Origin of the sequence: Shewanella eurypsychrophilus (assembly GCF_007004545.3) — a bacterium.
Classification (GTDB): domain Bacteria; phylum Pseudomonadota; class Gammaproteobacteria; order Enterobacterales; family Shewanellaceae; genus Shewanella; species Shewanella eurypsychrophilus.
In genome coordinates, this window is record NZ_CP045503.2 from 4,502,569 (window position 1) to 4,526,179 (window position 23,611).

A 23,611-nucleotide genomic window follows, 5' to 3' on the forward strand; every position below is an offset into this window, starting at 1 on the left:
CGCAGATGCGGAATCAACCAGAGAAAGATAAATAGCTATGATTAACAACGATATTTTACGCCGTATACGTTTCGTGTTTGATTACCAAAATGCCAAGATGATCAAAATCTTTGCCAAGGTAAAACATGAAGTCTCGCAAGAACAACTTATCGACCTGCTAAAAAAAGAAGCAGAAGAGGGCTACCAACCTTGTAACGATAAGATTATGTGTCTGTTCTTAGATGGCTTAATTATCGAAAAACGTGGCTTAAAAGAAGGCGCTGAAATCCCAGAGCCTGTCTCACAGATCAACAACAACCTTATCTTCAAAAAGCTAAGAGTTGCACTAGAAATGCGTGAAGATGACATTATCAGCACATTAGCTCTCGCAGACTTTAATATGTCTAAGTCTGAACTTGGTGCCCTATTTAGAAAGCCGGGTCATAAACATTTTAAAGAGTGTGGCGATCAAGTATTACGTAATTTCCTTGCGGGCCTTTCTCTTAAGCATCGTGGTAAATAATACGTTAGTTTTTTGAATAATTGTTCACTCGAAAAAGCACAGCTCAGGCTGTGCTTTTTGTTTTAAACGCTTCCACATTGTGAAATAAAAAAAAGAGCTAAAAAAGAGCTAAAAACAAGTTTGAAAACAGAACAAAGATCACATTTCATGATAATCTTCCTTCTCTGACAGTATCCATAATTACAATTATCAAAAGGTTACCAATGGACGATCATAAACGCCCCCTCTACCTCCCCTTTGCTGGGCCCGCTATTCTCGAAGCCCCTTTGATCAACAAGGGCAGTGCATTCACCGATGAAGAACGCATCTTCTTTAACCTTGAAGGTCTTCTCCCCCACGTTATTGAAACCATCGAAGAACAGGCATCTCGTGCTTATGATCAGTACACTAATTTTACTAACGACCTAGATAGACACATCTATCTGAGAAACATTCAAGATACCAACGAAACGCTCTATTATCGTTTGGTTCAAAATCATATTACCGAGATGATGCCTATTATCTATACCCCAACAGTGGGTATGGCTTGTGAGCGGTTCTCGAAGAACTATCGCCGTAACCGTGGTCTGTTTATCTCATACCCAAATAAAGACCGTATCGATGATATTCTTAATAACTCGACTCGCCAGAAAGTGAAGATCATCGTTGTTACCGACGGTGAACGTATTCTAGGCCTTGGCGATCAGGGAATTGGTGGTATGGGGATCCCCATTGGTAAGCTGTCTCTCTACACCAGTTGTGGCGGGATCAGTCCAGCTTATACGCTGCCAATCACCTTAGATGTGGGCACTGATAATCCGCACCTACTAGAAGATCCTATGTATATGGGCTGGCGTCATCAGCGGATCGGCGGTGAAGAGTACAACGACTTTGTCGAATCCTTTATGCAAGCAGTCAGTCGTCGCTGGCCTGATGCTTTGATCCAGTTCGAAGATTTCGCGCAGAAAAATGCCATGCCACTGCTTGAGCGCTATAAAGATCAATACTGCTGTTTCAACGATGATATTCAAGGGACAGCTGCAGTCACTGTTGGCTCACTCCTTGCGGCCTGTAAAGCCGCTAAGAGCAAATTGAGTGAACAGCGTGTCGCCTTCTTAGGTGCTGGTTCTGCGGGTTGTGGTATTGCTGAAGCCATCGTAGCTCAAATGATGGCTGAAGGTATTGATGAGACTCAGGCTCGCAGTCAAATTTTCATGGTTGACCGCTGGGGACTGTTACAAGACAACATGCCTAACCAGTTAAACTTCCAGCAAAAGCTAGCCCAAAAATCAGCAACGATTGCCAAGTGGAAGACTGACAACGACAACATAAGCCTGTTAGATGTAATGAATAACGGTAAGCCGACTGTACTTATCGGCGTGTCCGGCGCACCAGGGCTATTTAGTGAAGAGATCATTAAGGCAATGCATAAGCACTGCCCACGTCCAATTGTCTTCCCTCTGTCTAACCCAACCAGTCGCGTCGAAGCCACACCAAAAGATGTGCTTCACTGGACCAATGGCCAAGCTCTAGTCGCGACAGGTAGTCCATTTGAGCCTGTGGTTATTGATGGCGAAACCTTCCAGATTGCTCAGTGTAATAACAGCTACATCTTCCCAGGCATAGGCCTAGGTGTACTGGCCGTAGGTGCTAAACGCGTCAGTGATGAGATGCTGATGGCCTCCAGCCGCGCCCTTGCTGAGTGTTCACCACTGGCTATCAATGGTGAAGGTCCGTTACTGCCGCCACTGGAAGATATTCAGCGTGTGAGTAGGCACATAGCTTTAGCTGTCGGCAAGGTAGCCGTTGCGCAAGGCCATGCCCTACCCTGTACCGATGAGCTACTAGAACAGTCAATCGAAGCGAACTTCTGGACTGCTGAGTATCGACGTTACAAGAGAACGTCATTCTAATTCTTAGCTAAGAGTTAGGTCAGAAATTTGGTCTAATTCGAGGTTCGAGGTTCGAGGTTCGAGGTTCGAGGTTCGAGGTTCGAGGTTCGAGGTTCGAGGTTCGAGGTTCGAGAACAGATTAAAGCTACCAGTTAACCTTGGTAGCTTTTTTTTCCTTAAAATTAGAGCCTTGAAATTGCAGCCTTCGAATGAAGGCTGATGACATTTTCTGATTTAGCTTCTGGCTGAGTTGGTATTGGGAAGTGTGTTTATAACTTTTACCTTCATTGTTATCTATCGCTTGCAGCGGGCTTATATGCAGATGCTTCTGCGAGTCGCTGCAAGTCCATCCATGGAAGCTCTGCCAAATCATCCCTGATTTGGAAGCTCGCAGCCGCATCTACACCTGTTGATTACAAGAAAGTTATCTCTTCGATTTTGATTCACTTTAATGAGTTAATCAAAATTGCACTCTTTTATATTGAGCTCAGCATGAAAGATAAGACAGAAATGCATAACTTTGCCCATGCCTAATATTCCCTTATTCAAAATAGAAGTATCACCACGGAGCGTTTCGCTTACACGGAGAACACGGAGGTAAAGATGAAGAGTTCCAAAGTAGATAATTTATTAAAGTAAACGATTGAAAATCAGCGAACTTAACAGATACTAATAAAGCTCGATGAAGCATAAAGAAAATACTTAGAAAACTTGTGATTAGACAAGAGATAGAATAATGAACTTACTACATCTTCAAGCCTTGTTACTGGCAATTGAGACTGGCTCTATTTCTGCGGCGGCGCGGCAACTGGGTAAACGCCAGTCTCAGGTTAGCCAATGGATCTCCGAGTTAGAGATTGATTTGGGAGTGAGCTTTTTTGATCGCTCGGGCAACAAAACAAGCTTAAGTCAGGATGGCGAAAAGTTATTGCCCTACCTCACCCACAGCTTGAGCCAGCTGGATAAGTTTGTGCAAAGTGCCCAAGTTCTAGCTGAAAGTGAACCAAGCACACTAAGGATCGGCATGGAGAACTACATTCCTGATATCGCTTTTTCTCCTGCCCTGGCGTCTTTATTCGAGACGCCAAACCTGAGTATTGAGGTGTACCGAGAAAAAGTCACCCAACTAGAGAAAGATCTATATGAGGGACGTACAGATATCATTCTGACTCACGAGTCTGACACTCTCCATCACACTCAATTTGACTACTGCCGTTTAGGTTATTATCACGAAGAGCTGGTGTGTAGCCCTCTGCATCCATTGGCAGAACTCTCTAACATAAGCTTGCAAGATTTAAGTCAATACTGTGAATTAGTTTGGGGGGATATTGTTCATAGTGATGAAAATGGATTCAGTCCCCACTACGGACTATTTTCTGATATCAATACCCTCATCGCGATGCTAAAACGAGGAAAAGGCTTCGCGTTTCTCCCCCATGAATATGTGAGTTCGATGATTTCAGATAAGCAACTCATCCCCCTAGATTGCGATTTTGAGCCAGTAGGAATCAAGCGTAAAGTAGAGATCTGTTGGCGCAATGGTTTAACCTTGTCCAACAAGGGAGCCAAAGCAATTGATGCTTTCAAACAGGAACACCTATTGATGTAATGCCAGTTAAAAACACTCATTGCTGGCATAATCCATTGAGACCTCTGCCAGCGATAACTGTCATCTAGGGCACTTACATTAATAGTTATGGCTACAGGTTAGTGATCCTCAGCATCGAACACTGTTTTACCTTGCAACAGCGTCATAATGACCTCAGCGTAAACAATTTCTTCAACTGCTAATTGAGTAATATCACTGTCAATAATCGCAAAATCGGCAGATTTATCGACTTCAATAGAACCCGTTATGTCACTAATCCCAAGACTAGCGGCGGCATTGATGGTGTAAGCATCGATGGCTGTATCTATGTCAGGCAAACCTGTGGTCCCCATCTTAATACTGTTGGCAATGCCGACCAAAGGGTTGATATTGTGTACATTCCAGTCGCTGCTTAGTGTCACATTCGCGCCAGTATCAAAAATAGCCTTTAGGCTCATCAACAGGCTGCTACGCTTTTCACCAAGAAATGGTTCTGCCCAGCTATGATCGTGATGGACGACATAATCCGAGCCCACTTGGAAGTCAGCTGTCACGTCTAACTTAGCAAAACGTGGTACATCTTGAGGATTGACCAGTTCAACATGAGTTAAAGTATAAGGCCTGTTAACACCCTTACTGCGAACATATTCTACCGCATTAAGTGACTCCCTTATTGCCCCATCACCGATAGCATGAATATGGGCACCAAAGCCTATTTGATTCAGTTGATCCAACCAGATTGGCATCTGTTGCGGGGCAATATAGTTAATGCCCAAAGGCTCATCTGCAATATAAGTGTCTATATAGGGCTTGAGTAATTTTGCCGTGCCGTTGATAAAAATGCCATCGCTGTACATCTTCACTTGGTCGACGAGAAGCAAACCGGACTTATCGCTTGAATGTATTGTCTTGAGATATTTCAACTGAGCAGCCATAGAATCGGTGGGATAGATCCAGGGGCGAAGCGATACTCTTGCGGTTAAGTCATCATTTTTCTCCGCCGATCGCCATACCTCATACCAGCCTCGCTTCCAGTACAGTCGGCCATCACCTATGGTAGTAATACCATGAGCCGCGGCCTCTTCCAACCCAGATATAAGGCCCATATAGCTAGCATCAAACAGATTTTCTAAACTGTTCCACGCCATCTCCATCACCAGATCGCCGGCATTATCGAATAAAATACCATTGAGCTCGCCAGTTTCCTCGTCTTTCAGAATTTTACCACCTTGTGGTTCAATCGAATCTTTGGTGATCCCTGCAAGCCTAAGTGCTTGTGAATTCACCCACATTGAATGTGATGTTTGCTCCATGATGACAACGGGATGATCGGGGAATATACGGTCTATCACTTCAAGCGGTGTGCTATCGTTTTGCTCATTTAGCACAGCATCAATAGAGAAACCGTAGCCCATCACCCACTCATTATCATTAGCTTGTTTACGGCAGGCTTTCAGGTAGGGAACTTGCTCTGCCAGCGAGGCATCCATATTCAGCTCGCAGTTGCCACCCGCTGATGATGCAGCTTCAAACACATGATTGTGATTATCGATAAAACCCGGCATCACAAATGCGTGCTCCAAATCCATCATCTGAGTTTGAGCATTACGATAGCTATTCACACCATTTTCATTACCTATATAGATAATATTCCCATCATAGACTGCCAGAGTATCGGCACTCTTATGGCCATAAATCACCGCATTGGTCATGATCAAATCAGCCAGTTCAGTTGGCTCAGTAGACTCGGCTTTACAACTTGTAGCTCCCATGATTAAGCTCGCGATCAGTGCCAGTGAATACACTTTATTCATAAGTTCATCCTATTTCTCCCTGCTCTAAATGAGTATAGGGAATCTTGAGTTCAATTTCAGACAGGCTAGCCCGAAAGAAGAAATAGAGAAAAGTACTCACTATCTAAAATTTGAGATAGTGACATCTGGTATAAGAACTAGATACATTATTGTTCGACTAAATAAGTAGGACATTTAGATATGTCTTTTTACACCCACAACCTATGAGCCACAAAAAAGATACTTTGAACTTGTTATCCGGCAAGTCACCAACCAAAATCAAGGCATAAAAAAGGCCATGGAAACCCATAGCCTAAATCGAATAAACTCGTACACCTAGCGCTTAGCGGACAGGGTTAACATCTCACCCATTGGATGATTTACTTATCGCCGACGATTAACCTTCGACTATTTGTCCTAAACTATTTACCTTCAATGACCGCCTTGATGCTATTGAGCAAGGCTCTGTCGGTGCGAGCTTTCTTGAGCTTTTTGATACTTTCTTTGAGTGATTCGTCTGAAATTTTGGTGAATATACCGTTATATTCCTTCTCATCGATAGCTTCATCACTGTCAGCGGCATCTGAGATGTCTTGTGCGACACGACTCAACTGTAACCAGGCATTAGCGATATAAAAGCCATGAAAGTCAGTTTGAGGCAATAAGGCTCTAGCACTTTTTGGCTGCGCTTCCCAGCCCTTGATGAACTTCTCATCACTGTCTTCGAGTAATTCGTTACACAGGTTGGCATACGCTTCCAACAAGTTTTCAGGGATCTGATCCATTGGCATAACCACATTACAGACATTCAGTGACACTAGTTCGACACGCGCTTTGTACTCAGGAGTTATTTCTATCATGGTTTTGCTCTATAAATGAATAAATTAAAATTTGCTATTAACTATGGCTAAGCTTAAAACCCGCCACTGACAGAGAGGCCAGAGTTACCATTACCCGCTATCGGAGTCATGGTGATGTCTTTATACCTGTCCACTAAAGTAAAAGCAAAAAACATGACAGATAGGCTAGTGACCACACTTATGTGTAAGCCCTAAGATGCAGTATCTTATGCTAAATAATTGAATATATATCTGTACCGACTAGATATTGTTCTATCAAACTTGTGTATGCTACATAGGTAGATACATTTTCAAGGTAACGCAGTCAGATAATGATCCACCGGCAGTTATTTAAGGTCATCCAATTGAAGCAACCTCTTGTCAGGTTAACGCTTATATGGCGGACTTTGACTTGCCTAGCCATTCTCTCTTGTTCCCCATATACCTGGGCCGAAACAGTCGATAGCATTGAAGAGACCTTCGTTTTACTTGAAAGCGGTAAAGTCATTGCCCCGAAAGAATTACAGCAAAGACTGACCTACCTAAAGGCAAACATTACAGCAGATGACATAGTCAAATATCGCAGGTTGCAGCGAGCCTTATGCTGGAGTGCCGATGCGTTCGATCCAGATAAGCGCGCTGAAGGGCTAAAGTTCGTGCAGCAGCAGTTAACATCAGCGCTAATCACTCCTTCAGCAGAAACAATGGCAGATTTAAAGTTGTGTCGTGGCTGGTTTTATCAATTTTCGGGACAAGTAGAGCTCGCTTTAGAGGAGTATAACCAAGTCGTAGCGACAGCCTATCAGCTAGAATCACCAAGATTAATCGCCGATGCTCGAGGACTTAGAGGCGCGATGCACTCTTTTCAGGGTAACTATGCTTCGGCACTAGAAGATCTATTTACTGCTCAACAGCTCTATGAAAGCTTGAACTTGACGATTTGGAGTCAATATAACTTAGCAGAAATTGCCACCAGCTATCGTCGCTTTGGTGATCCGCAAACTGCCTATAAATATTATGAAAAACTAGCACTGCTATTTACTCAATCCGGTGATCTTGAACTAGCGGCAGGTATGACGACAGAAGTGGCCATTGCTTTGGATGAGCTAGGAGAAAATGAAGCGGCATTAGATAAATACCTGCAGAGTTATCATTACTGGCAACAACAAGGCGATGAGCTAGCCATGAGTTTTGTCGCTGTCAACTTAGCCGGAACACTAATCAAATTAGATCAAATAGATGAAGCTATTACTTATCTAGACTTTGCTAAAAACCATGTTGAACCAACCGAAGAAGCTTTTTATAGCTTTATGATGTTGTTCCGTGCCCAGATAAGCTTCTTAGACAAGAAGCCTCAAGCTGCACTTCCTTTCTTGCAACAAGCCAAATCGGCTTTCAAGCGTGTTAAAAATGATCGAGGGCTCTCCCAGCTTTATATCCTCGAAAGCCAGATCCACGCAAATTTAGCCAATTGGAAACAAGCATACTATTCACTTGAGCAATATATCGAGCTTCATAATCAACTCGATATTAAACAACAAAGCCATAGAACCACTGAGATGCGTACTCGTTTCAATACCAAGCAGATTGAAATTGAAAATACTCAGCTTATCGAAAAACAAGAGGTCAAAGAACGAGAGTTACAGATCCTACAGCAGAACCGCTATCTACAATTCACGGTTATTTTTCTGGCTATGATAGTCATCATCAATATCTCCTTCTTCGCTTATAAACAGGCGCAAAAATCTAAGTTGTTGGAAATATTGGCCCTAACGGATCATCTTACTCAACTGCCAAACAGGCGACATGCTTATACCTTAGGCGAACGATATTTTTCAGAATCTGCTTCGCTGTCACTCATCCTTTTTGATGCAGACCACTTCAAAAAAATTAATGACCGATTCGGACATGATGTGGGCGATCAAGCACTCACCTCGTTAGCCAATATTGCCAACGCCATGATGAGGCAGTCAGACCTAGTCGGTCGGGTCGGTGGTGAGGAGTTTTTAGTGCTCTTACCCAATACAAATCTACAACAGGCTAAGGAGATTGCAGAGCGATTAGTCAAGGCCATTGCCAAGTCAGACCTCAGTGAGATAAATACAGAATTATCAATAACGATTAGTGCCGGTGTGGCAAGTAGGGAGCAAGATAAGAGCTTTTCAGAGCTATTTCAACGCGCAGATAATGCACTATACCTAGCAAAATCATCGGGAAGAAACTGTGCTAAATCAGCTTAAAGCCATGACTCACTGAACAGCTAATTCTCAAGCCAAAGGATTTCAACCGAGTCAGAAACAGAGACGGAAATGTCACCAAAGTATTTAGCATGAAGTCGCTTAAACTTCCCTGATCTTTTAAAGACTGTTAATGCTTTGGCCCAGTGCTCTATCACCTGCTTATTGCTGCCTTTTGAGAAAGCTAAATAGAGTACTATTTTGTCGAAAGAAAATACCGACTTTACGCCTAGACTCTGTTTACCGACTTTCTCAAGCAAGCTAGCGACTGCGACATCTGCTTGACACCAAAGACGTATACGCCCTTTGAACAGCTGTTTCACTGAGTGCTCGGGAAAACTTGCTAATTGTAGATTCAAGACTCCGGCTTGTTTTAACAAGGCCTCACCGATAGTGCCCCGATAAACGCCAATAGTGCCAATGCTTTTCAGATCCTCAACGCTATTTATTTGAATCTCATCTTCAGTAAGCGCAAACAGAGATACATTGCTACTCAAGATAGGTCCGACAAAATGAAATTTTGCCCTACGCGCCTCATTGATCGACGTGGCAAATAACAGCACCTTGGGCGTTTTCTCGGCAATGGATATGGCTCTGGCCCAAGGCATGACTTCAATGTTTTCATTACTGCCTACAAAGTGCTGCAATTGATGCACTAGCTCTACTGCAAATCCTTTGGCTACCCCTCTCTCTTCATAGGACACTGGAGCCCAGGGTTCGGTGATAAGACGTAGTTCGGTGCTACTAAGGGAAGTAACGGTTTGATCGGCGCGAATGTCATAAGAGGATAAAATGAAAACACCAGTCACTATCAGTGTTTTCAGGATAAAGACGAACCTCATTAAACACTTTCCCATAACACCTCTTAATATGCTTACAGATAGCAAAGAATTGGGGTTCACTGACCTTAACATATACCAATTTAACTATAGCAAAAGTGACATATTGTATTTCCCCTGCCCCTAAGTTAATTGTCATTATCTTAACTCCCCCTAGACATCACATTCAAAATGAATATTCAGTGATGCTTGTTCATCTAGGAGCTTAGGATTTAAGGAGAAGATATGTTGATAAAAAAAATTAAAACTCACACCACTGCGATGGTGATAGCTGCAGGTTTAACACTGACAAGCTTAGGCTTAGCCAGCTACTCACCTCCTGCATTAGCTGTTGCAGAAGAGAGCTCGATCTACACTATCACGGTTTGGAAAATACACCCTGGTCAGCATATAGCATTTATCGAATATATGCAGGAGTGGGAAGCCGTCTACAAGATCATCAAGCTTCCCCCAATGAAGTGGTACAGAAAAATATCTGGTGACAGCTATGACTTTGTCAGTGTCAGTCCGCCATTTGACCGCACTGCAGAACATGAGATGGAGCGAGTTGGAAAAGAGCGAGGTCTGCCTATTGGTTATAACTACACATTAAAGCTCAACGAATTCGTCGATAGCTATACCAGTACCATAGTCGAAGGACCTCAATCTATGGCTGCACTGCTGAGTCAAATTGATAAATAATTTTAGGTCTCGAGTTCCTAGGTTCTAGATCCGAGGAACTCGGCGCTAGAGCCTTACAATGCCTAAAGAGGATGATATGACAGGCCGATATATGCCTGGCCCTTCCAAGTATCCAATACTAAGCTGACTTTTTCAGTTGCCTGCAACCACTCACTAAATAACTTATATTCCCCAATAGAAGTTAACTCACACAACTTAGTTCTATCTATACTCTCCAAAGGATTAATAGACAGCTCATTGAGCTTAGTTTCACCCAGTTGGGACACCACATCTATTTTTATCTGCTTATACTGGTCGACACAGGTTAATGAGTCTGCATCGACCGAGTGATAGAACAATACGTTTTTCAACTTGCCCTGCTCTGTAAACAAAAACTCTTGATGAAACTCAGCGCCAAACAGCTCACTCTCATAGGTCAATCGATTAACCTGCTCATCGCTTGGTTTTACAGCTTGTTCAGCTTTTATCTGCTCAAGTGAACGGCTCCAATCAATCGAAAGCGGCAGTTCACTATCCACTTTACTTTGGGCCAGTGCTTGAATCGTCATTTGATAAGAAAAGCAGGCTGAAATGGCAATAGCTGCCAAAGATAATCTTGATAACACTCTCATAGAAACTCCAATAACTCAGTTTCATTAAACCTACCATGCAGCAGTTTGTGAGTCTTATAACGGATCTCTGCCGACATAATGGAAAAATGTTATAGCAGTAAAAACTCAGAAGTAGTTACAGTGTTTAAAACTAGCCCCTAATTGCAAGCCCCTGAGATACTAGAAAACTATTTCAGACCCCTCTAGCCCTAGGGGTCATATCAGACCTATAACTTAGTCCCTAGAGCCTAGCTCCTATAACCTTCTCTTAAACCTACAAATTCATACAAAACACTTTAGTTTGGCTCATTTCACGGATGGCAAACTTCACGCCTTCACGCCCTAAACTGCCACGTTTCGCACCACCAAAAGGCATGGCATCGAGACGATAATCGGTTGAGTCATTGACCATCACGCCTGCCACATCTAGCTCTCTGGATACCTTCATCGCCGTATTGATGTTGCTGGTAAAAACTGCGCCGTGGATGGAGAAGTCAATATTGTTGGCTAAAACAATGGTTTCATCCAAATCAGAGAATGCAAACAAACTGACCACAGGGCCAAATGCCTCGTGGCAGACCAAGCTTTCACTTTCATCGACACACTCTAATACCGTTGGGTAGTAGCATGCGCCCTCGCGCTGACCACCAGCAAGTAAGTTTGCCCCATTGTTGATAGCACTATTGACCCAAGACTCGATTCTCCTCGCCTCTTTCTCATTGATCATCGGCCCAACATCGGTGGCATCATTGAGCTGGTTACCAACAGTCAGTTGCTTCGTTTGCCTAGCAAATTCGAGCTTGAAAGCCTCATATATTCCCTCTTGGATATAGATACGCTGCACACCGATACAGTTCTGACCCACGGCCCAGAATGAACCGGATACACACCCTTCGACGGCTTTTTGCAGATCGCAATCATCCATCACAATAACTGGCGAGTTAGCCCCAAGCTCCATGGCTAACTTCTTAATTCCGGCACTCTTGGCAATGATCTCACCCGACACTTCTCCACCGGTGTAAGTCACCATGGCGACATCTTTACTGGCGACCAAAGGCGTAGCAAAATCCCGTGCAGAGCCAGTTAACACATTGATGCGTCCAGCAGGCAAACCAGCCTCTAGTAAAACCTGAACTAACATCAAGGCAGATAATGGCGCCTGCTGCGATGGTTTTAATATCACAGAGTTCCCTGCCGCCAATGCTGGTCCTAGCTTATGTGCCGCCAGATTCAATGGATCGTTAAATGGAGTAATTGCAACCACAACGCCCAGTGGGACAAGATCGTAATGACCGATGCGATTCTCGCCACCAGCGAAGCTATCAAACTTAATCGTTTCACCTGTTAGACGTGTCGCCTCCTCCGCCGATAACATCAGTGTATTGACGCAACGTGTAACCTCTTTCCTCGAGGCGGTTATCGGCTTACCGGTTTCTTTAGCTATGGTCTGAGCAAACAGTTCCAGCCGCTCAGTAATCAAGTCCGCTGCGCCGCGAAGTACAGCCGCTCGTTCACCACTGCCTTGATGCTTGTAAGTCTCGAAGGCACGTTTGGCACTCGCAACAGCCAGCGAGACATGAGCTTCATCGGCGCAGGCCACATTGGCTAAGACTGAGTGATCAAATGGATTAACGATCTGCATGTTCTTATCGCAGCTTAACCACTGACCATCGATAAACAGGGTCGCGTCCGATAAATCGACTGATTTTTTATGAGCAAGTGAATTCATATTATGGTTTGTCCTTTCGAAGCACCAGCTGGTCATATTCACGTGAGTTAAGAATAGCCTCGACGATAACCGGGCCATCTTGTTCAAAGGCTGTATCTAAAGCGCTGGCAAACTCAGTGGTATCGAACGCTTTTATCACAGGAACGCCGAAGATGTTATCGCCGCCGATAGTGCCTCGTTCGCGAATGGGGGTACCGTAAATAGGATTACTCTTCTTTTCCTGCTTAATGCGAATGAGCGCTAAGTCATTATCAGTAAATAGCACAAAAACAATCTTAAGCTTCTCACGTACTGCTACGGCAAGCTCTCCAGCAGTCATCAAAAAACCGCCGTCGCCAATAACAGAACAAACTGGGAGATCTGGATTACACAGCTTAGCCGTGATCGCCGAAGGAATGGCAAAGCCCATAGCAGACCAGCCATTGGTCATGATCTGCTGACCAGACTTAGGCGTCGTCCACTTCTGCCCTATGAGATGAATATGTGCCCCAACATCACAGGTCATGATGCCATCTTGCGGCAACTTATCCCGTAAAATATCCAGCGCTGCACAGGGTCCAAAGGCACTACTATCTGGCGACATTCTATTCAACATATCTTGTTTACGCTCAGCTAGCGCTTGCAGATCCCAATCCTTAGCTTCACACTCGACACCCGCCAAATACTCCACCGAGTGATTGATATTACCAATCACGTCACAGGCTAAGGTGTATTCGCTAATATCTAAGTCCGTCGCGACAATATCGACACTGATCAGCGGCACATTCGGGATCCAATCCTCATAGTTAAACTCAATCTCATCGTAACCTATGCTCAGCACAAGATCGGCCTGCTGGTGAGTTTGCCCAACCACATCACTCAGTGCATGAAACAGCACCCCGACGTAATTGGGATGGGTTTCATTCATGATCCCTTTTGCCATAGGGGTGATAACCACTGGCACATTATGCTTCTCGGCAAAGGCGATAACCTGCTCACCCACATCGCTGGTGACCGCGCGCATACCAAGGGCGATCACTGGTTTCTTTGCATCAGCAAACAGCTTGTTCATCAGAGTTAAATCAGACAACTTCGCGCTTTTTTCACTCTCTATTTGCAGTGGCTTTGCTGAACTGACAGGCGTCACCTGAGTACTCATGCCTGCAGGCAATCCCACATGCACAGGTCCGGGGATGCCAGACAGAGCAACATGGGCTGCATCGAAGATGATCTCACGCACCTTGTCAGCTTCTAAGCGGGTGGTTTTTTTGGTAATAGGGGCAAATAGCGCTTGATGATCGATATTCATCTGTACGTTGCGGCTACGTTTATCGGCAGCGAATTCATCGGTAAGTGCAATCATAGGCGATCTATCTAGATAAGCACTGCCGACGCCCGTGGCTAAGTTAGTCGCCCCAGGGCCAAAGGTACCAAAACAGACACCGGGCACACCGGTAATACGACCGCATACATCGGCCATAAAACCTGCGCCCCCTTCATGGGTCGCCAATACAAAGTCAATTCCCTCTGTGGTACGCATCGCTTCCATATAATCGACCCAACCACCACTTGGCACACCAAATACATGCTTGACGCCAAGTTCGACCAAGGCATCGATCACCTGTTGGGCAACATTTTTACTTTCAATTTCAGTTTCACCGTTTTTGATATCGTTATTCGTAGAATTTGTCATACTGGCTACCATTAGTCTGTTTATATTTCTGCCACATCGAGTCAAGATCAACCGACACTCAAGTTTTATCCTGATATCCTCACGAGGCATTAAGCCTTGGCGTAACCCGCTGAGTTACTATGCGCCGAGCCATTTGTAGGCTCCAAACCTGCCATCTGTAAGAAGCTCAATACACTGTCGTTAAACTCTGTTGGTTTTTCGAAGAAGGCTGAGTGACCGCACTGATCAAACTCGACAATAAATGATCCTTCCACTTGCTCCTGTACCAGCCTTATTGCCTCAATGGGGAACAAGATGTCATCTTGTCCCGCAAGAAACATCGTCAGTACCCCTGTTTGTGCAAGCTGAGATGGGGTGAATTTATCTGTTGAATACTGGCCAGATAACGTCGAACGGTCAGTATTGTTGAAACTATTAAGCTGTTGATAGAGCAAGGCTTCGTCTTGATTTTTTTCAGCAAAGTCTTTCCCAAGTACCCGCTCTACTTGAGTCAAGTTAGCCGTGTCTTCACGGGCCTGACTCATTATGTTTGCCACCTCATCAGACTCAACTAACGCATGGAGAGAGTCAGCAATAATCAGGCCGCTCACACGCTCTGGGTGTTGACAGGTAAACGTAATGGCTGTGCCACCGCCCATAGACTGTCCAAGTAGCGCCGCTTTCTCGATATTGAGATGATCTAGCAGTGCAAGTAGATCATTGGAAAATTCACTACGACCGGCTGCTTCAATATCAGATGAGTTACCAAAACCTCGATGATCGAAAGTGATAACTTGATAGGCTTTTGCCAATACGGCCACCTGCTTATACCAGGTAGCGTGATTACCACCTAAGCCGTGGGCCAATACAATCGGCTCACCCTCACCGTGGATCTCATAATAAAAACTGTTGCCCTTGATATCGATAGTTGCCATCTCAATCACCTTCCATCTAATTTGATATGTATGCTAACTAGCACGCTTGTGAAACATTACTCAGGTAAGATCTCTTTGATACGCTCTGGTGGCTCTACGACAAACTCTTTGAGCTGCCACTGATCGAAGGTATGCAATACCTTGCTATCCCAAACCGATGCTTCATAGGGGGCGCTCTGCGTTATCTGCAGCATGTCTGAATAAAACTCGACATTGTTACCGTCGGGATCTTTAAACACGATAAAGGTATTCTCGCCAGGGCCATGACGACCAAGGCCGCGATCGATCTCAACCCCACGCGCCAGTAGCATCTCAGTGATCTGCTTCATCTCTTCTAGGCTTTCCACCCGATATGAGAAGTGCTCAATACGAGATTGCAGCGGATCTTGCTGCGTCAGCTGATCCGGTGGCAGTTGTAAAAGTGCTAAGTCATGGTGATCGGCACTTGCGCGCATAAATACCATACGGTCATCAATCCAATCTGAGACAGAGAGTCCCACCACCTCTTGGTAGAATTTCACTGAGGCCTGAACATCTTTGACCTTTAAAACCAGGTGACCTAAGCGTGTTGGCTTGGGGGTGTAGTAATTTTCAACAGACATATAAGACTCCTTAGGCTATAAGATTTCAGCTTTAATGGTATTGGTAATACAGCCAACACCCTCAGCCCAAGCTTCAAGTACGTCACCCTCTTTAAGAAACAAACCGATGCCTTTACCCACACCTGCTGGCGTGCCAGTCATGATCACATCACCAGGCTGTAACGTCAGGATGCTAGATAGGTACTCAATCTGCTCGAACGCATCCCAGATAAGCTCGCTGGTGTTACCGTCTTGCATCTGCTTGCCGTTAAGCTTAAGACCAAGAGCAAGCTTATGGGGATCGTCGATACAGCTCTTTGGTACAAATACTGGCCCCATGGGACAGAAGGTGTCCCAACTCTTACCGCGAAACCAATCATGCTTGAAGGGGTAATCGGTTCTATGGTTAAGATCGCGGGCGGAGATATCATTGACTACGGTATAGCCTGCAATGCAATCGAGTGCATCTTCTGCTTTAACGCGGCGAGTTTGCTTACCGATCACCACACCTAACTCCACTTCCCAATCCAGCTTCTGTGTCTCTGGAGGCAATATCACATAGGTGTTGCTGCCAGTAACACTGGTATTGGCCTTCATAAACACATAGGGGGAGCTATCAGGCTTTGCAGCTAAAATAGTATTCATCTCCGCTGCATGCTCATGATAATTTGAGGCTGTACCGAAAATAGTCGAAGGCTTAAAGGGGACTAAGATCTGACAATCAGCATCGACAGGCTCTAACTCATTGAGGGCGACTAATGCTTCTACCTTGATAGCAAAGCTATCAATTTCATCTTTAACACTTTGCCACTGAGCCAGAGCTTCTGTGATGCTGTAAACCCAAACTGGGATATTATCGCTTCCTTCGATGGCTCTATAAGCTGTCAACAGATCATATCTTTGTTCATCTATGATAATAGCCGCATGATTCACGCCCTTATTATCGTATGTGGCTAATCCATATTTACTCATATCTCAACTCTCCTGTGCCACACAGTTCTTATTCAGAATCAGTCGCGGCGCTCTAGATACCCTTCTCGCTCTTGTAAGAGGTTACTCTTATTAGAGGTCACTCTTGTTAGAGGTCACTCTTGTTAGAGGTCACTCTTGTTAGAAATAGTGCTTTAATGGGTATTGGTGAAATTTCTACTGCGTCTGATAGATAACTTGCGGGTTGGGAGAGGAAAAATCGACTAAATTTTTAATACCAAGGTATAACTTTTTTATTATACATATTGAGCTGAAACAAACTTAATCGGTATATCAATAACGCCTACTCTGCTGTTTTCCCCCTAGGAACTAGCGTCTAGTTCCTAGGCGAGCTCTCACTGAATTATGCAAACGTTCTATAAATCATTCTGCAGGAGACGAGAAACAAGAAACCACCAAACAGCATACTCAACTGGCGTTTATCCAGTTTGTGAGCAATCTTAGCGCCTATGGGGGCGGCCCAGACTGTGACAGGTGAGATAAGCAGGAAACCTATGATATTGACATAGCCAAGGCTACCAACCGGCAGGCGGGGATCGCCTAAGCCTGATACCACAAACCCTAAGGTGCCAGGTAGACTGATCAGTAAACCAAAAATAGCGGCGGTGCCCACCGCCTTATGAATAGTTTGATTCATCAAGGTCAGCACGGGCACACTCAAGGTGCCTCCACCAATGCCCATCATGCTCGATAGGCCACCAATGACCAGAGGGGGCACAGGTGCGATGATACCTCTCGGCACATCCTGGCTTAGATTGACATCATCCAAGGGAAGTAACATCTTCAGTGCCACAACCAAGGCTATTCCACCAAACAGCGCCGAAAGAATTTGGCTATCGACATAAGAAGCACCGATCGTACCTAGAATTGAACCAATAAATACCGCTGGACCCCAGACCTTCACGATAGAGAAATCCACCGAACCTTTAGCATGATGTGCTCGAGAAGAGGAGATAGAGGTCACCACAATACAAGCAAGCGAAGTGGCCACCGCCACATGCATTCGTATTGCAGGATCGACACCATACAAACCTAGCGCTGTATCCAGTACCGGCACAATGACGATCCCCCCTCCTACACCCAGCAAGCCAGCGAGCACACCTGCAACAACACCGGTTGCTAACATCATTGCCGCCAACGGAAGCAGATCCAATACCGTATCCATCATGAGTTTACCTTTTCATATAATAGTCAGTGATTTTAGTATACCCAGCGAATAGACATGCTAACAATCCTATAATATGGTGTATTGATATTACATTTTAGTGATAGCCAGTTCTGGCTCAATCGCTATTCTGTCCCTAAGCCTAACAATGATAAGGATGAAATAATGAGTACAGAACAGTTGTCATCAAACCCATTCTCACCACAGCAAATGGACCAAATATCACAGGCGCAACAAGCGGCAATAAAGCTCAAACAAAATGCTGAATTGCTGAGTGACAACGCACTGGACCTGATCATCCGCGAAGCAAGAAGCCACAATGGCTGGCTAGATACTCCTGTCAGTGATGAGATACTGGCTCAAATTTACGACATAGTAAAAATGGGCTCAACCAGCATGAATACCTGCCCGGCACGCTTCATATTTATTCGCACCGATGAAGCCAAACAGCGCCTAAAAACCTGCTTAGCACCACTTAACGTTAATAAGGTTTTGGCAGCTCCTGTCACCGTGATTATCGGTCATGATCTCGAATTTTATAAACATATGCCTAAGTTGTTCGCCCACAATCCTGATGCACAGAATATTTTTAAACATAATGAGATGGCAGCTAAAACCTCAGCCTTTAGAAATGGAACCATTCAGGGGACTTATCTGATGATCGCCGCCCGCGCCTTAGGCCTAGATATCGGTCCCATGTCAGGCTTTAACAATCAGGCTATCGATAATGAATTTTTCAAAGGAACCAGCATCAAGAGTAACTTCCTCTGCTCTCTGGGCTATGGCGACACCAGTAAAATCTTCCAACGTCTGCCGAGGTTCGAGTTCGATGAAGTGTGTGAGATGCTTTAAAAAGCTAAGAAGGTTCTAGGTTCTAAAACAATAAGGAAATTTGATGAGTCCAACAAGCATTTCCATCACCTTTATCGAGCCTGACGGCAGCGAAAAACAGGTTGAAGCCGAGGTAGGATTAAGCCTGATGGTTGCGGCTCAGGACAATCAGATTATGGGAATAGATGCCCTGTGTAATGGCTGTTGCAGCTGCGGTACCTGTCATATTGAATTTGAAGCAGATGCATTTCAATTGGCATCACAGCAATATTCGGGTGAATCACAGGTACTGTCTAATCTGACAAATATAAGTCCATTCTCACGGCTTGCATGTCAGGTAATCGTCACTGATGCGATTGAAAACAGTAGATTAAAAATTAGACCATTCAAGTAAAATCTAATTCTTGTAGTCGAATATAGGGAATGTTATAGTCCGAAAAATCGCTTCGTATAATCCCACTAATATGGTTTGGGAGTTTCTACCAAGAGCCTTAAATTCTTGATTATGAAGTCTGTAACTTTATGCACTATCTCCAATATGGACTATCTGTTAATAGATAGGCTCTGAGTATTTTCAATGCTCTCGCCCCGTCATTAATCAGTATTCATATAGATACTATCCAATAAAGGTAGAGACTCATGAATTATTTAAGCTTACCCAAGATCGATCTACATTGTCACTTAGATGGCAGTGTTCGCCCGCAAACTATTATCGACCTTGCAGCCGAGCAAAGCGTCACTATTCCTAGCCAAGATATTAATGAAATCAGTTCATTAATGATCGCTCCCGAAACCTGTAACAACCTTGAAGAATACCTTTTACGTTTCGACTTACCCCTATCTGTGATGCAAACAGAAGCGGGGATTGAGCGTATCTCCTTCGAAGTTTTTGAAGATGCAGCAAAAGAGAACGTTAAGTACTTTGAAGTACGATTCGGGCCTCAATTGCATCAACAGCAAGGTTTAAGCTTCGATCAAATCATTGGCTCTGTTGTTAAAGGCATGCAGCGCGCTGAAGCCATGTATGACATCAAGGGAAATTACATCCTCTCTATCTTAAGAACCTTCCCTAAAGATAATATCCGCGATGTTATCGATGCGGGTGCAGCTTATCTTAACAAGGGTGTGGTGGCTTTCGACTTAGCTGGCGCTGAACTACCAGGCTTTTGCAGTGAATTTATCCCTTATGTGGATTACGCCATCGAAAAAGGTTACCGAATCACCATACATGCTGGCGAGCAAGGTGTGGGTCAGAACGTATTCGATGCCGTGTCACTGTTACATGCCGAACGCGTCGGCCATGGTATTCATATCACAGGTCATCAAGGAGCCTATGACCTTGTTAAGCAAGAAAATATAGGTCTTGAAACCTGCCCGAGCAGCAACATCCAGACCAAGGCAGTCAATAAGCTGAGTGAGCATCCAGCAAAAGCTTTTTATAAAGACAAGTTGCCTATCACGATTAACACCGATAACCGCACAGTATCTAACACCACAATGACCGACGAAGTGCGAAAAGTTATGGAAGAGTTCGACCTGAGCCGTGAAGATTATTTCAATATATACCGCATCAGCATTGAGCAAGCCTTCGCATCAGATGAAGTGAAACAGCATCTACTGACATTTGCTGAGTAGATCATAACGATAAAAAAGCCCCGCTAGCGTCAACTAGCGGGGCTTTTTTGTTTTTAACCGACCACCACTAAATTGAAAATTTCTTCACTTCTGTCTCCAGATTTTTCGCCAACATCTGAATTTGATCACTGCTCGCATGAGAGGAGTGAGACACAGATGCGGTATTCTCAGCCGTTTCAGAGATGCTCACGATTCGCTTAGCCGAGTCTTCACCCGCCGATAACTGCTCTGATGCCGCCTCAGAGATCTGATGACTCATCTGGGATATCTCTGATAGAGAGGTGGCAATATTCTTAAGCTCATTTGATACCTGCTGGGATTTTTCCACCGTCTCTTCACTGGTTTCGATACTCTCACTCACCGAGGTTTTAGCATCTTTTGTCGCCGACTGAAGCTTAGAGATCATAGTATGTATCTCGCCAGTACTGCTCTGAGTTCGCTGGGCAAGCTGTCTAACCTCATCGGCAACCACGGCAAAGCCTCTGCCCTGCTCTCCTGCTCTCGCCGCTTCAATCGCGGCATTCAGCGCCAGTAAATTAGTTTGCTCGGCGATCCCCTGAATAACCGTGAGCACATTGGCAATATTATTCACCTCATCATCGAGAATTTGAATATTAGCGCCGGCACTCTCAATCTGGCTTTCCAGTAATGCTATCGTCTTAGACGCTTCCTCTGTCAGTTGATGGGCACTTTGACCTTGCTGCTCCGCCGCTTTCACCGAATCCGCCGTTTGCTTAGCATGATCCGCCACAGTCCCCGATGAAGCGGTGAGCTCAGTGATCGCCGAAGCAACCATCTGAGTCTCTTCATTCATCGCCGTCGTCAGACTATCTAACTCGGTGGCCCGATTCTCAGACTCCAACATCTGCTCATTCAGCGTATCTGCGACATTTTTTATTTCCTTAACAACATCTTGCAGACCTTCCTGCATATAATTAATCGAACCGACAACGCTGTCATTATCAGCATATTTAAAATCAGGATTCAGCTTTAAGTCGCCCCTAGAGACTTTAATCACGATATTACGCACATCATCGATTTCAGCGCCTAAGGCATTTCTCATTTTTAAGCCAAACACAAACAGTACCGCCGATAGAGCAAAAGCGATGATCATCGACAGTGTCAGCAGCCATTTCGCCACAGACCAGTATCTGTCATCGGCTTCTGCATAACTAATCCCAGTACCGACATACCAACCCCAACGCGGTGTTTTCTGCACCACAGAGGTAAGGTCGACTACTTTTCCTTCACGCTCAGAGTTCCAATGGTAGGTGATGATCTGCTGGGTCTTATTACCCACTAATCGCTCCACAATCTGACCAATACTATTGCCGCTGGCATCCTTAAAGTCATTAAAACTACTGCCATGCAGCTGAGGATCATGGGGGGTGGCTAGAAAGTCTAATTTATCATCCACAACATAGACATACTCGGAGTCATGGTACTTATTTTCTCTTAACATCTGCGCAGCGAATTGTTTTGCCTGAGCCTCATCAAGTTTCCCAGATGCAGCTAATTGTTCAAACTGTTCGACAATATTAACTGTACTCTTCATTAATTGGTTAATACGGGCAATATTGTCACTTTCACTGGCTTTAGATAAAGCCTGCAGCCCAAGTACTGCAATGCTGATCAAGGCGATAAAAAGTACGCCAACAAATGTCATTATCTTGCTACGAAGTGTCATATTAAAGAAACCTTAGCGAATTGTTGTTTTTATGTACGCCTTATATAACTAACATTGAAGTTGCGCTGAAACTAGCCTCACTGCGCAATAAAAATGTATTTAAGATGAATAACTATTATCTACTCCGTGAACAATTGAGTATAAATCGAGTTAGATGTGGATCTAGATGTGGATGTGGATGTGGATTAGCCGTAGCTGAATCTAACGAGTGTTTGAAGCGCAAGTAAGGTAAGCAGCCATTTTAAACCAGCCATAAACTTTTGATTATCTATGCGTTCTCTTAACCGAGTGCCAATCAAAGATCCTAAAGAGGCACCTATTATTGCCGAAATAATCTGTGGCAGATAATCAAAAAAGATAAATCCAAGACCTGCATAGGTCAACACCTTAGAGATATTGCTTATCCCCATCAACAATGCGGCTGTGGCGATGATCTGGTCTTTATCGGTTAAACGTTTCAAAAGCAGGTTCATGGTCAATGGACCAGGAGCCCCTACTACTAAACCCAGCCCAGTTTGCACAGCCCCCACGATGAAGAAATTTTCTAGTTTCGCCAGTATTTTCTCTATCGGTTTTATCCAAAGGCTCAACAGCAAGTAAATGGCGATAAACAGTGGAATCAATTCGGTGGACAGATTGACCAGAAACACGCTAAACACTGCTATGCCGCTTAGAGAGCCGAATATAAACAGAGGTACGACTGGCCAGTAAACACTGCGAAAGGAAAAACCTAAACGGGTGAAGTTACTCGCCAGCTGTGTCGTACCATGAATAGGGATCACGGCCGCTGCGGGGACAAACCAAGGCAAGGTGATTGCCAAAATCAGCCCACCACCTAAGCCACAAATCCCCGCCACGGTAGAAGTGAATGTGGTTAACAAGAAGAGGGAAACAATTAAAGTTAAATCCATAAAATCCCCTCTTTAAGTTTGCAGTTCCTAGACCCTAGGTCCTCAAACCTAGAACCTAGACTCCTAGAACTTCTTTATAACGTCTTATAAGTTTGCGTGCCGACCCAACCACGCTCAGAGATATCGACCATGACATCTTCAGGACCATTCATCTTATATTCGGCATTGTCTTTCGCAGGGTTCTTACCTAAGCCTTGGGCTAAGTTAACGTCGTGACGAGGTTGATAGCCTTCCTCTTTAAAGCCATCGACCATAGCTTCGATATCATCACACTGAAAGCCAATATGATGCAAGCCCACATACCCTTGAGGAAACTCCTTACCCGCGGCTGGGCCATTTTTAAAATTCAGTATGGCCAGATTAATATTGCCATCGGTCACATAGTAACCATTGGCATTACGGCTAGCGACGACACCGGCAACCGACCAGCCCATAATGTTGACGAAAAAATCTCGACTCTTATCGGGATCGCTTGATGCCATGGCAACATGTTTTAGTGGAATAAGTTTCTTAGTCATTTTTATCTCCTAATACCCGATATTGCATCGCCTATAAC

General features: G+C 44.5%; 21 protein-coding genes and 1 riboswitch. Of the genes, 8 read left to right on the forward strand and 13 right to left on the reverse strand.

All coding sequences use genetic code 11. The features are described from left to right. Positions 1-37: 37 nt before the first annotated feature. The 3 genes from FM038_RS19270 to FM038_RS19280 all read left to right on the forward strand — a co-directional run bounded on the left by FM038_RS19270 (position 38) and on the right by FM038_RS19280 (position 3,982). Positions 38-502: a YehS family protein gene (locus tag FM038_RS19270; RefSeq protein WP_142870897.1), complete on the forward strand. Its 465-nt coding sequence runs from the start codon at positions 38-40 to the stop codon at positions 500-502. 203 nt (positions 503-705) lie between these two features. Further along, positions 706-2,394, forward strand: coding sequence for an NAD-dependent malic enzyme (locus tag FM038_RS19275; RefSeq protein WP_142871641.1), 1,689 nt, complete (start codon positions 706-708; stop codon positions 2,392-2,394). A 715-nt stretch (positions 2,395-3,109) separates the two neighbouring features. After that, positions 3,110-3,982: a LysR family transcriptional regulator gene (locus FM038_RS19280; RefSeq protein WP_142871640.1), complete on the forward strand. Its 873-nt coding sequence runs from the start codon at positions 3,110-3,112 to the stop codon at positions 3,980-3,982. Between the two features lie 98 nt (positions 3,983-4,080). On the opposite strand, the gene FM038_RS19285 is transcribed toward FM038_RS19280, so the two are convergent. Beyond that, positions 4,081-5,775: an amidohydrolase gene (locus FM038_RS19285; protein ID WP_142871639.1), complete on the reverse strand. Its 1,695-nt coding sequence runs from the start codon at positions 5,773-5,775 to the stop codon at positions 4,081-4,083. Between the two features lie 401 nt (positions 5,776-6,176). Further along, positions 6,177-6,614 carry a DUF3069 domain-containing protein gene (locus tag FM038_RS19290; RefSeq protein ID WP_142871638.1) on the reverse strand — a complete coding sequence of 146 codons (438 nt, stop codon included), beginning with the start codon at positions 6,612-6,614 and terminating at the stop codon, positions 6,177-6,179. A gap of 344 nt (positions 6,615-6,958) precedes the next feature. On the opposite strand from FM038_RS19290, the gene FM038_RS19295 reads away from it, so the two are divergent. Next, entirely contained in the window at positions 6,959-8,833 is a 1,875-nt protein-coding gene (locus tag FM038_RS19295; protein WP_223292909.1) for a tetratricopeptide repeat-containing diguanylate cyclase, read from the forward strand. Positions 8,834-8,853: 20 nt separating this feature from the next. Here the strand turns inward: FM038_RS19295 and FM038_RS19300 are convergent, their stop codons facing one another. Continuing rightward, a complete protein-coding gene (locus tag FM038_RS19300) occupies positions 8,854-9,672 on the reverse strand; it encodes a substrate-binding periplasmic protein (protein ID WP_185965728.1) in 819 nt (272 codons plus the stop codon). 222 nt (positions 9,673-9,894) lie between these two features. Between FM038_RS19300 and FM038_RS19305 the strand changes: the two genes are divergently transcribed. Further along, on the forward strand, positions 9,895-10,350 hold the full coding sequence (locus FM038_RS19305; RefSeq protein WP_142871635.1) for a hypothetical protein: 456 nt from the start codon (positions 9,895-9,897) through the stop codon (positions 10,348-10,350). A 62-nt stretch (positions 10,351-10,412) separates the two neighbouring features. Here the strand turns inward: FM038_RS19305 and FM038_RS19310 are convergent, their stop codons facing one another. From FM038_RS19310 to FM038_RS19340, 7 genes are all read right to left on the reverse strand, one after another. Then, positions 10,413-10,961, reverse strand: a complete 549-nt coding sequence (locus FM038_RS19310; protein WP_142871634.1) for a hypothetical protein — start codon at positions 10,959-10,961, stop codon at positions 10,413-10,415. A 253-nt stretch (positions 10,962-11,214) separates the two neighbouring features. Then, complete coding sequence (locus FM038_RS19315; RefSeq protein ID WP_185965727.1) at positions 11,215-12,669, reverse strand: aldehyde dehydrogenase family protein; 1,455 nt, start codon at positions 12,667-12,669, stop codon at positions 11,215-11,217. Position 12,670: 1 nt separating this feature from the next. Continuing rightward, the gene (locus tag FM038_RS19320; protein WP_142871633.1) at positions 12,671-14,341 is read right to left on the reverse strand and encodes a thiamine pyrophosphate-binding protein; all 1,671 of its coding nucleotides are present in this window, start codon (positions 14,339-14,341) and stop codon (positions 12,671-12,673) included. Positions 14,342-14,430: 89 nt separating this feature from the next. Next, entirely contained in the window at positions 14,431-15,255 is an 825-nt protein-coding gene (locus FM038_RS19325; RefSeq protein WP_142871632.1) for an alpha/beta fold hydrolase, read from the reverse strand. Positions 15,256-15,311: 56 nt separating this feature from the next. Further along, positions 15,312-15,857, reverse strand: a complete 546-nt coding sequence (locus FM038_RS19330; protein ID WP_142871631.1) for a VOC family protein — start codon at positions 15,855-15,857, stop codon at positions 15,312-15,314. Between the two features lie 15 nt (positions 15,858-15,872). Then, positions 15,873-16,808 carry a fumarylacetoacetate hydrolase family protein gene (locus FM038_RS19335; protein ID WP_142871630.1) on the reverse strand — a complete coding sequence of 312 codons (936 nt, stop codon included), beginning with the start codon at positions 16,806-16,808 and terminating at the stop codon, positions 15,873-15,875. 361 nt (positions 16,809-17,169) lie between these two features. Next, a complete protein-coding gene (locus FM038_RS19340) occupies positions 17,170-17,994 on the reverse strand; it encodes a sulfite exporter TauE/SafE family protein (RefSeq protein ID WP_142871629.1) in 825 nt (274 codons plus the stop codon). A 162-nt stretch (positions 17,995-18,156) separates the two neighbouring features. On the opposite strand from FM038_RS19340, the gene FM038_RS19345 reads away from it, so the two are divergent. From FM038_RS19345 to add, 3 genes are all read left to right on the forward strand, one after another. Then, on the forward strand, positions 18,157-18,843 hold the full coding sequence (locus FM038_RS19345) for a malonic semialdehyde reductase (RefSeq protein ID WP_199242705.1): 687 nt from the start codon (positions 18,157-18,159) through the stop codon (positions 18,841-18,843). Positions 18,844-18,886: 43 nt separating this feature from the next. Beyond that, entirely contained in the window at positions 18,887-19,216 is a 330-nt protein-coding gene (locus tag FM038_RS19350; RefSeq protein ID WP_142871628.1) for a 2Fe-2S iron-sulfur cluster-binding protein, read from the forward strand. 32 nt (positions 19,217-19,248) lie between these two features. Then, positions 19,249-19,348: riboswitch (purine riboswitch) on the forward strand. A gap of 113 nt (positions 19,349-19,461) precedes the next feature. Next, complete coding sequence (gene add, locus FM038_RS19355; RefSeq protein WP_142871627.1) at positions 19,462-20,457, forward strand: adenosine deaminase; 996 nt, start codon at positions 19,462-19,464, stop codon at positions 20,455-20,457. A gap of 67 nt (positions 20,458-20,524) precedes the next feature. Here the strand turns inward: add and FM038_RS19360 are convergent, their stop codons facing one another. From FM038_RS19360 to FM038_RS19370, 3 genes are all read right to left on the reverse strand, one after another. Then, entirely contained in the window at positions 20,525-22,144 is a 1,620-nt protein-coding gene (locus tag FM038_RS19360; protein WP_142871626.1) for a methyl-accepting chemotaxis protein, read from the reverse strand. A gap of 185 nt (positions 22,145-22,329) precedes the next feature. Beyond that, positions 22,330-23,055, reverse strand: coding sequence for a sulfite exporter TauE/SafE family protein (locus FM038_RS19365; RefSeq protein WP_142871625.1), 726 nt, complete (start codon positions 23,053-23,055; stop codon positions 22,330-22,332). A gap of 74 nt (positions 23,056-23,129) precedes the next feature. Further along, on the reverse strand, positions 23,130-23,573 hold the full coding sequence (locus FM038_RS19370; protein ID WP_142871624.1) for a VOC family protein: 444 nt from the start codon (positions 23,571-23,573) through the stop codon (positions 23,130-23,132). Positions 23,574-23,611 lie beyond the last annotated feature (38 nt).

Excerpts from the sequence above, each read along its gene's own strand:
- FM038_RS19270 (WP_142870897.1), top strand. The coding sequence starts at position 38 with ATGATTAACAACGATATTTTACGCCGTATACGTTTCGTGTTTGATTAC.
- FM038_RS19275 (WP_142871641.1), top strand. The coding sequence starts at position 706 with ATGGACGATCATAAACGCCCCCTCTACCTCCCCTTTGCTGGGCCCGCT.
- FM038_RS19280 (WP_142871640.1), top strand. The coding sequence starts at position 3,110 with ATGAACTTACTACATCTTCAAGCCTTGTTACTGGCAATTGAGACTGGC.
- FM038_RS19285 (WP_142871639.1), bottom strand. The coding sequence starts at position 5,775 with ATGAATAAAGTGTATTCACTGGCACTGATCGCGAGCTTAATCATGGGA.
- FM038_RS19290 (WP_142871638.1), bottom strand. The coding sequence starts at position 6,614 with ATGATAGAAATAACTCCTGAGTACAAAGCGCGTGTCGAACTAGTGTCA.
- FM038_RS19300 (WP_185965728.1), bottom strand. The coding sequence starts at position 9,672 with ATGAGGTTCGTCTTTATCCTGAAAACACTGATAGTGACTGGTGTTTTC.
- FM038_RS19305 (WP_142871635.1), top strand. The coding sequence starts at position 9,895 with ATGTTGATAAAAAAAATTAAAACTCACACCACTGCGATGGTGATAGCT.
- FM038_RS19310 (WP_142871634.1), bottom strand. The coding sequence starts at position 10,961 with ATGAGAGTGTTATCAAGATTATCTTTGGCAGCTATTGCCATTTCAGCC.
- FM038_RS19315 (WP_185965727.1), bottom strand. The coding sequence starts at position 12,669 with ATGAATTCACTTGCTCATAAAAAATCAGTCGATTTATCGGACGCGACC.
- FM038_RS19320 (WP_142871633.1), bottom strand. The coding sequence starts at position 14,341 with ATGACAAATTCTACGAATAACGATATCAAAAACGGTGAAACTGAAATT.
- FM038_RS19325 (WP_142871632.1), bottom strand. The coding sequence starts at position 15,255 with ATGGCAACTATCGATATCAAGGGCAACAGTTTTTATTATGAGATCCAC.
- FM038_RS19330 (WP_142871631.1), bottom strand. The coding sequence starts at position 15,857 with ATGTCTGTTGAAAATTACTACACCCCCAAGCCAACACGCTTAGGTCAC.
- FM038_RS19335 (WP_142871630.1), bottom strand. The coding sequence starts at position 16,808 with ATGAGTAAATATGGATTAGCCACATACGATAATAAGGGCGTGAATCAT.
- FM038_RS19340 (WP_142871629.1), bottom strand. The coding sequence starts at position 17,994 with ATGATGGATACGGTATTGGATCTGCTTCCGTTGGCGGCAATGATGTTA.
- FM038_RS19345 (WP_199242705.1), top strand. The coding sequence starts at position 18,157 with ATGAGTACAGAACAGTTGTCATCAAACCCATTCTCACCACAGCAAATG.
- FM038_RS19350 (WP_142871628.1), top strand. The coding sequence starts at position 18,887 with ATGAGTCCAACAAGCATTTCCATCACCTTTATCGAGCCTGACGGCAGC.
- add (WP_142871627.1), top strand. The coding sequence starts at position 19,462 with ATGAATTATTTAAGCTTACCCAAGATCGATCTACATTGTCACTTAGAT.
- FM038_RS19360 (WP_142871626.1), bottom strand. The coding sequence starts at position 22,144 with ATGACACTTCGTAGCAAGATAATGACATTTGTTGGCGTACTTTTTATC.
- FM038_RS19365 (WP_142871625.1), bottom strand. The coding sequence starts at position 23,055 with ATGGATTTAACTTTAATTGTTTCCCTCTTCTTGTTAACCACATTCACT.
- FM038_RS19370 (WP_142871624.1), bottom strand. The coding sequence starts at position 23,573 with ATGACTAAGAAACTTATTCCACTAAAACATGTTGCCATGGCATCAAGC.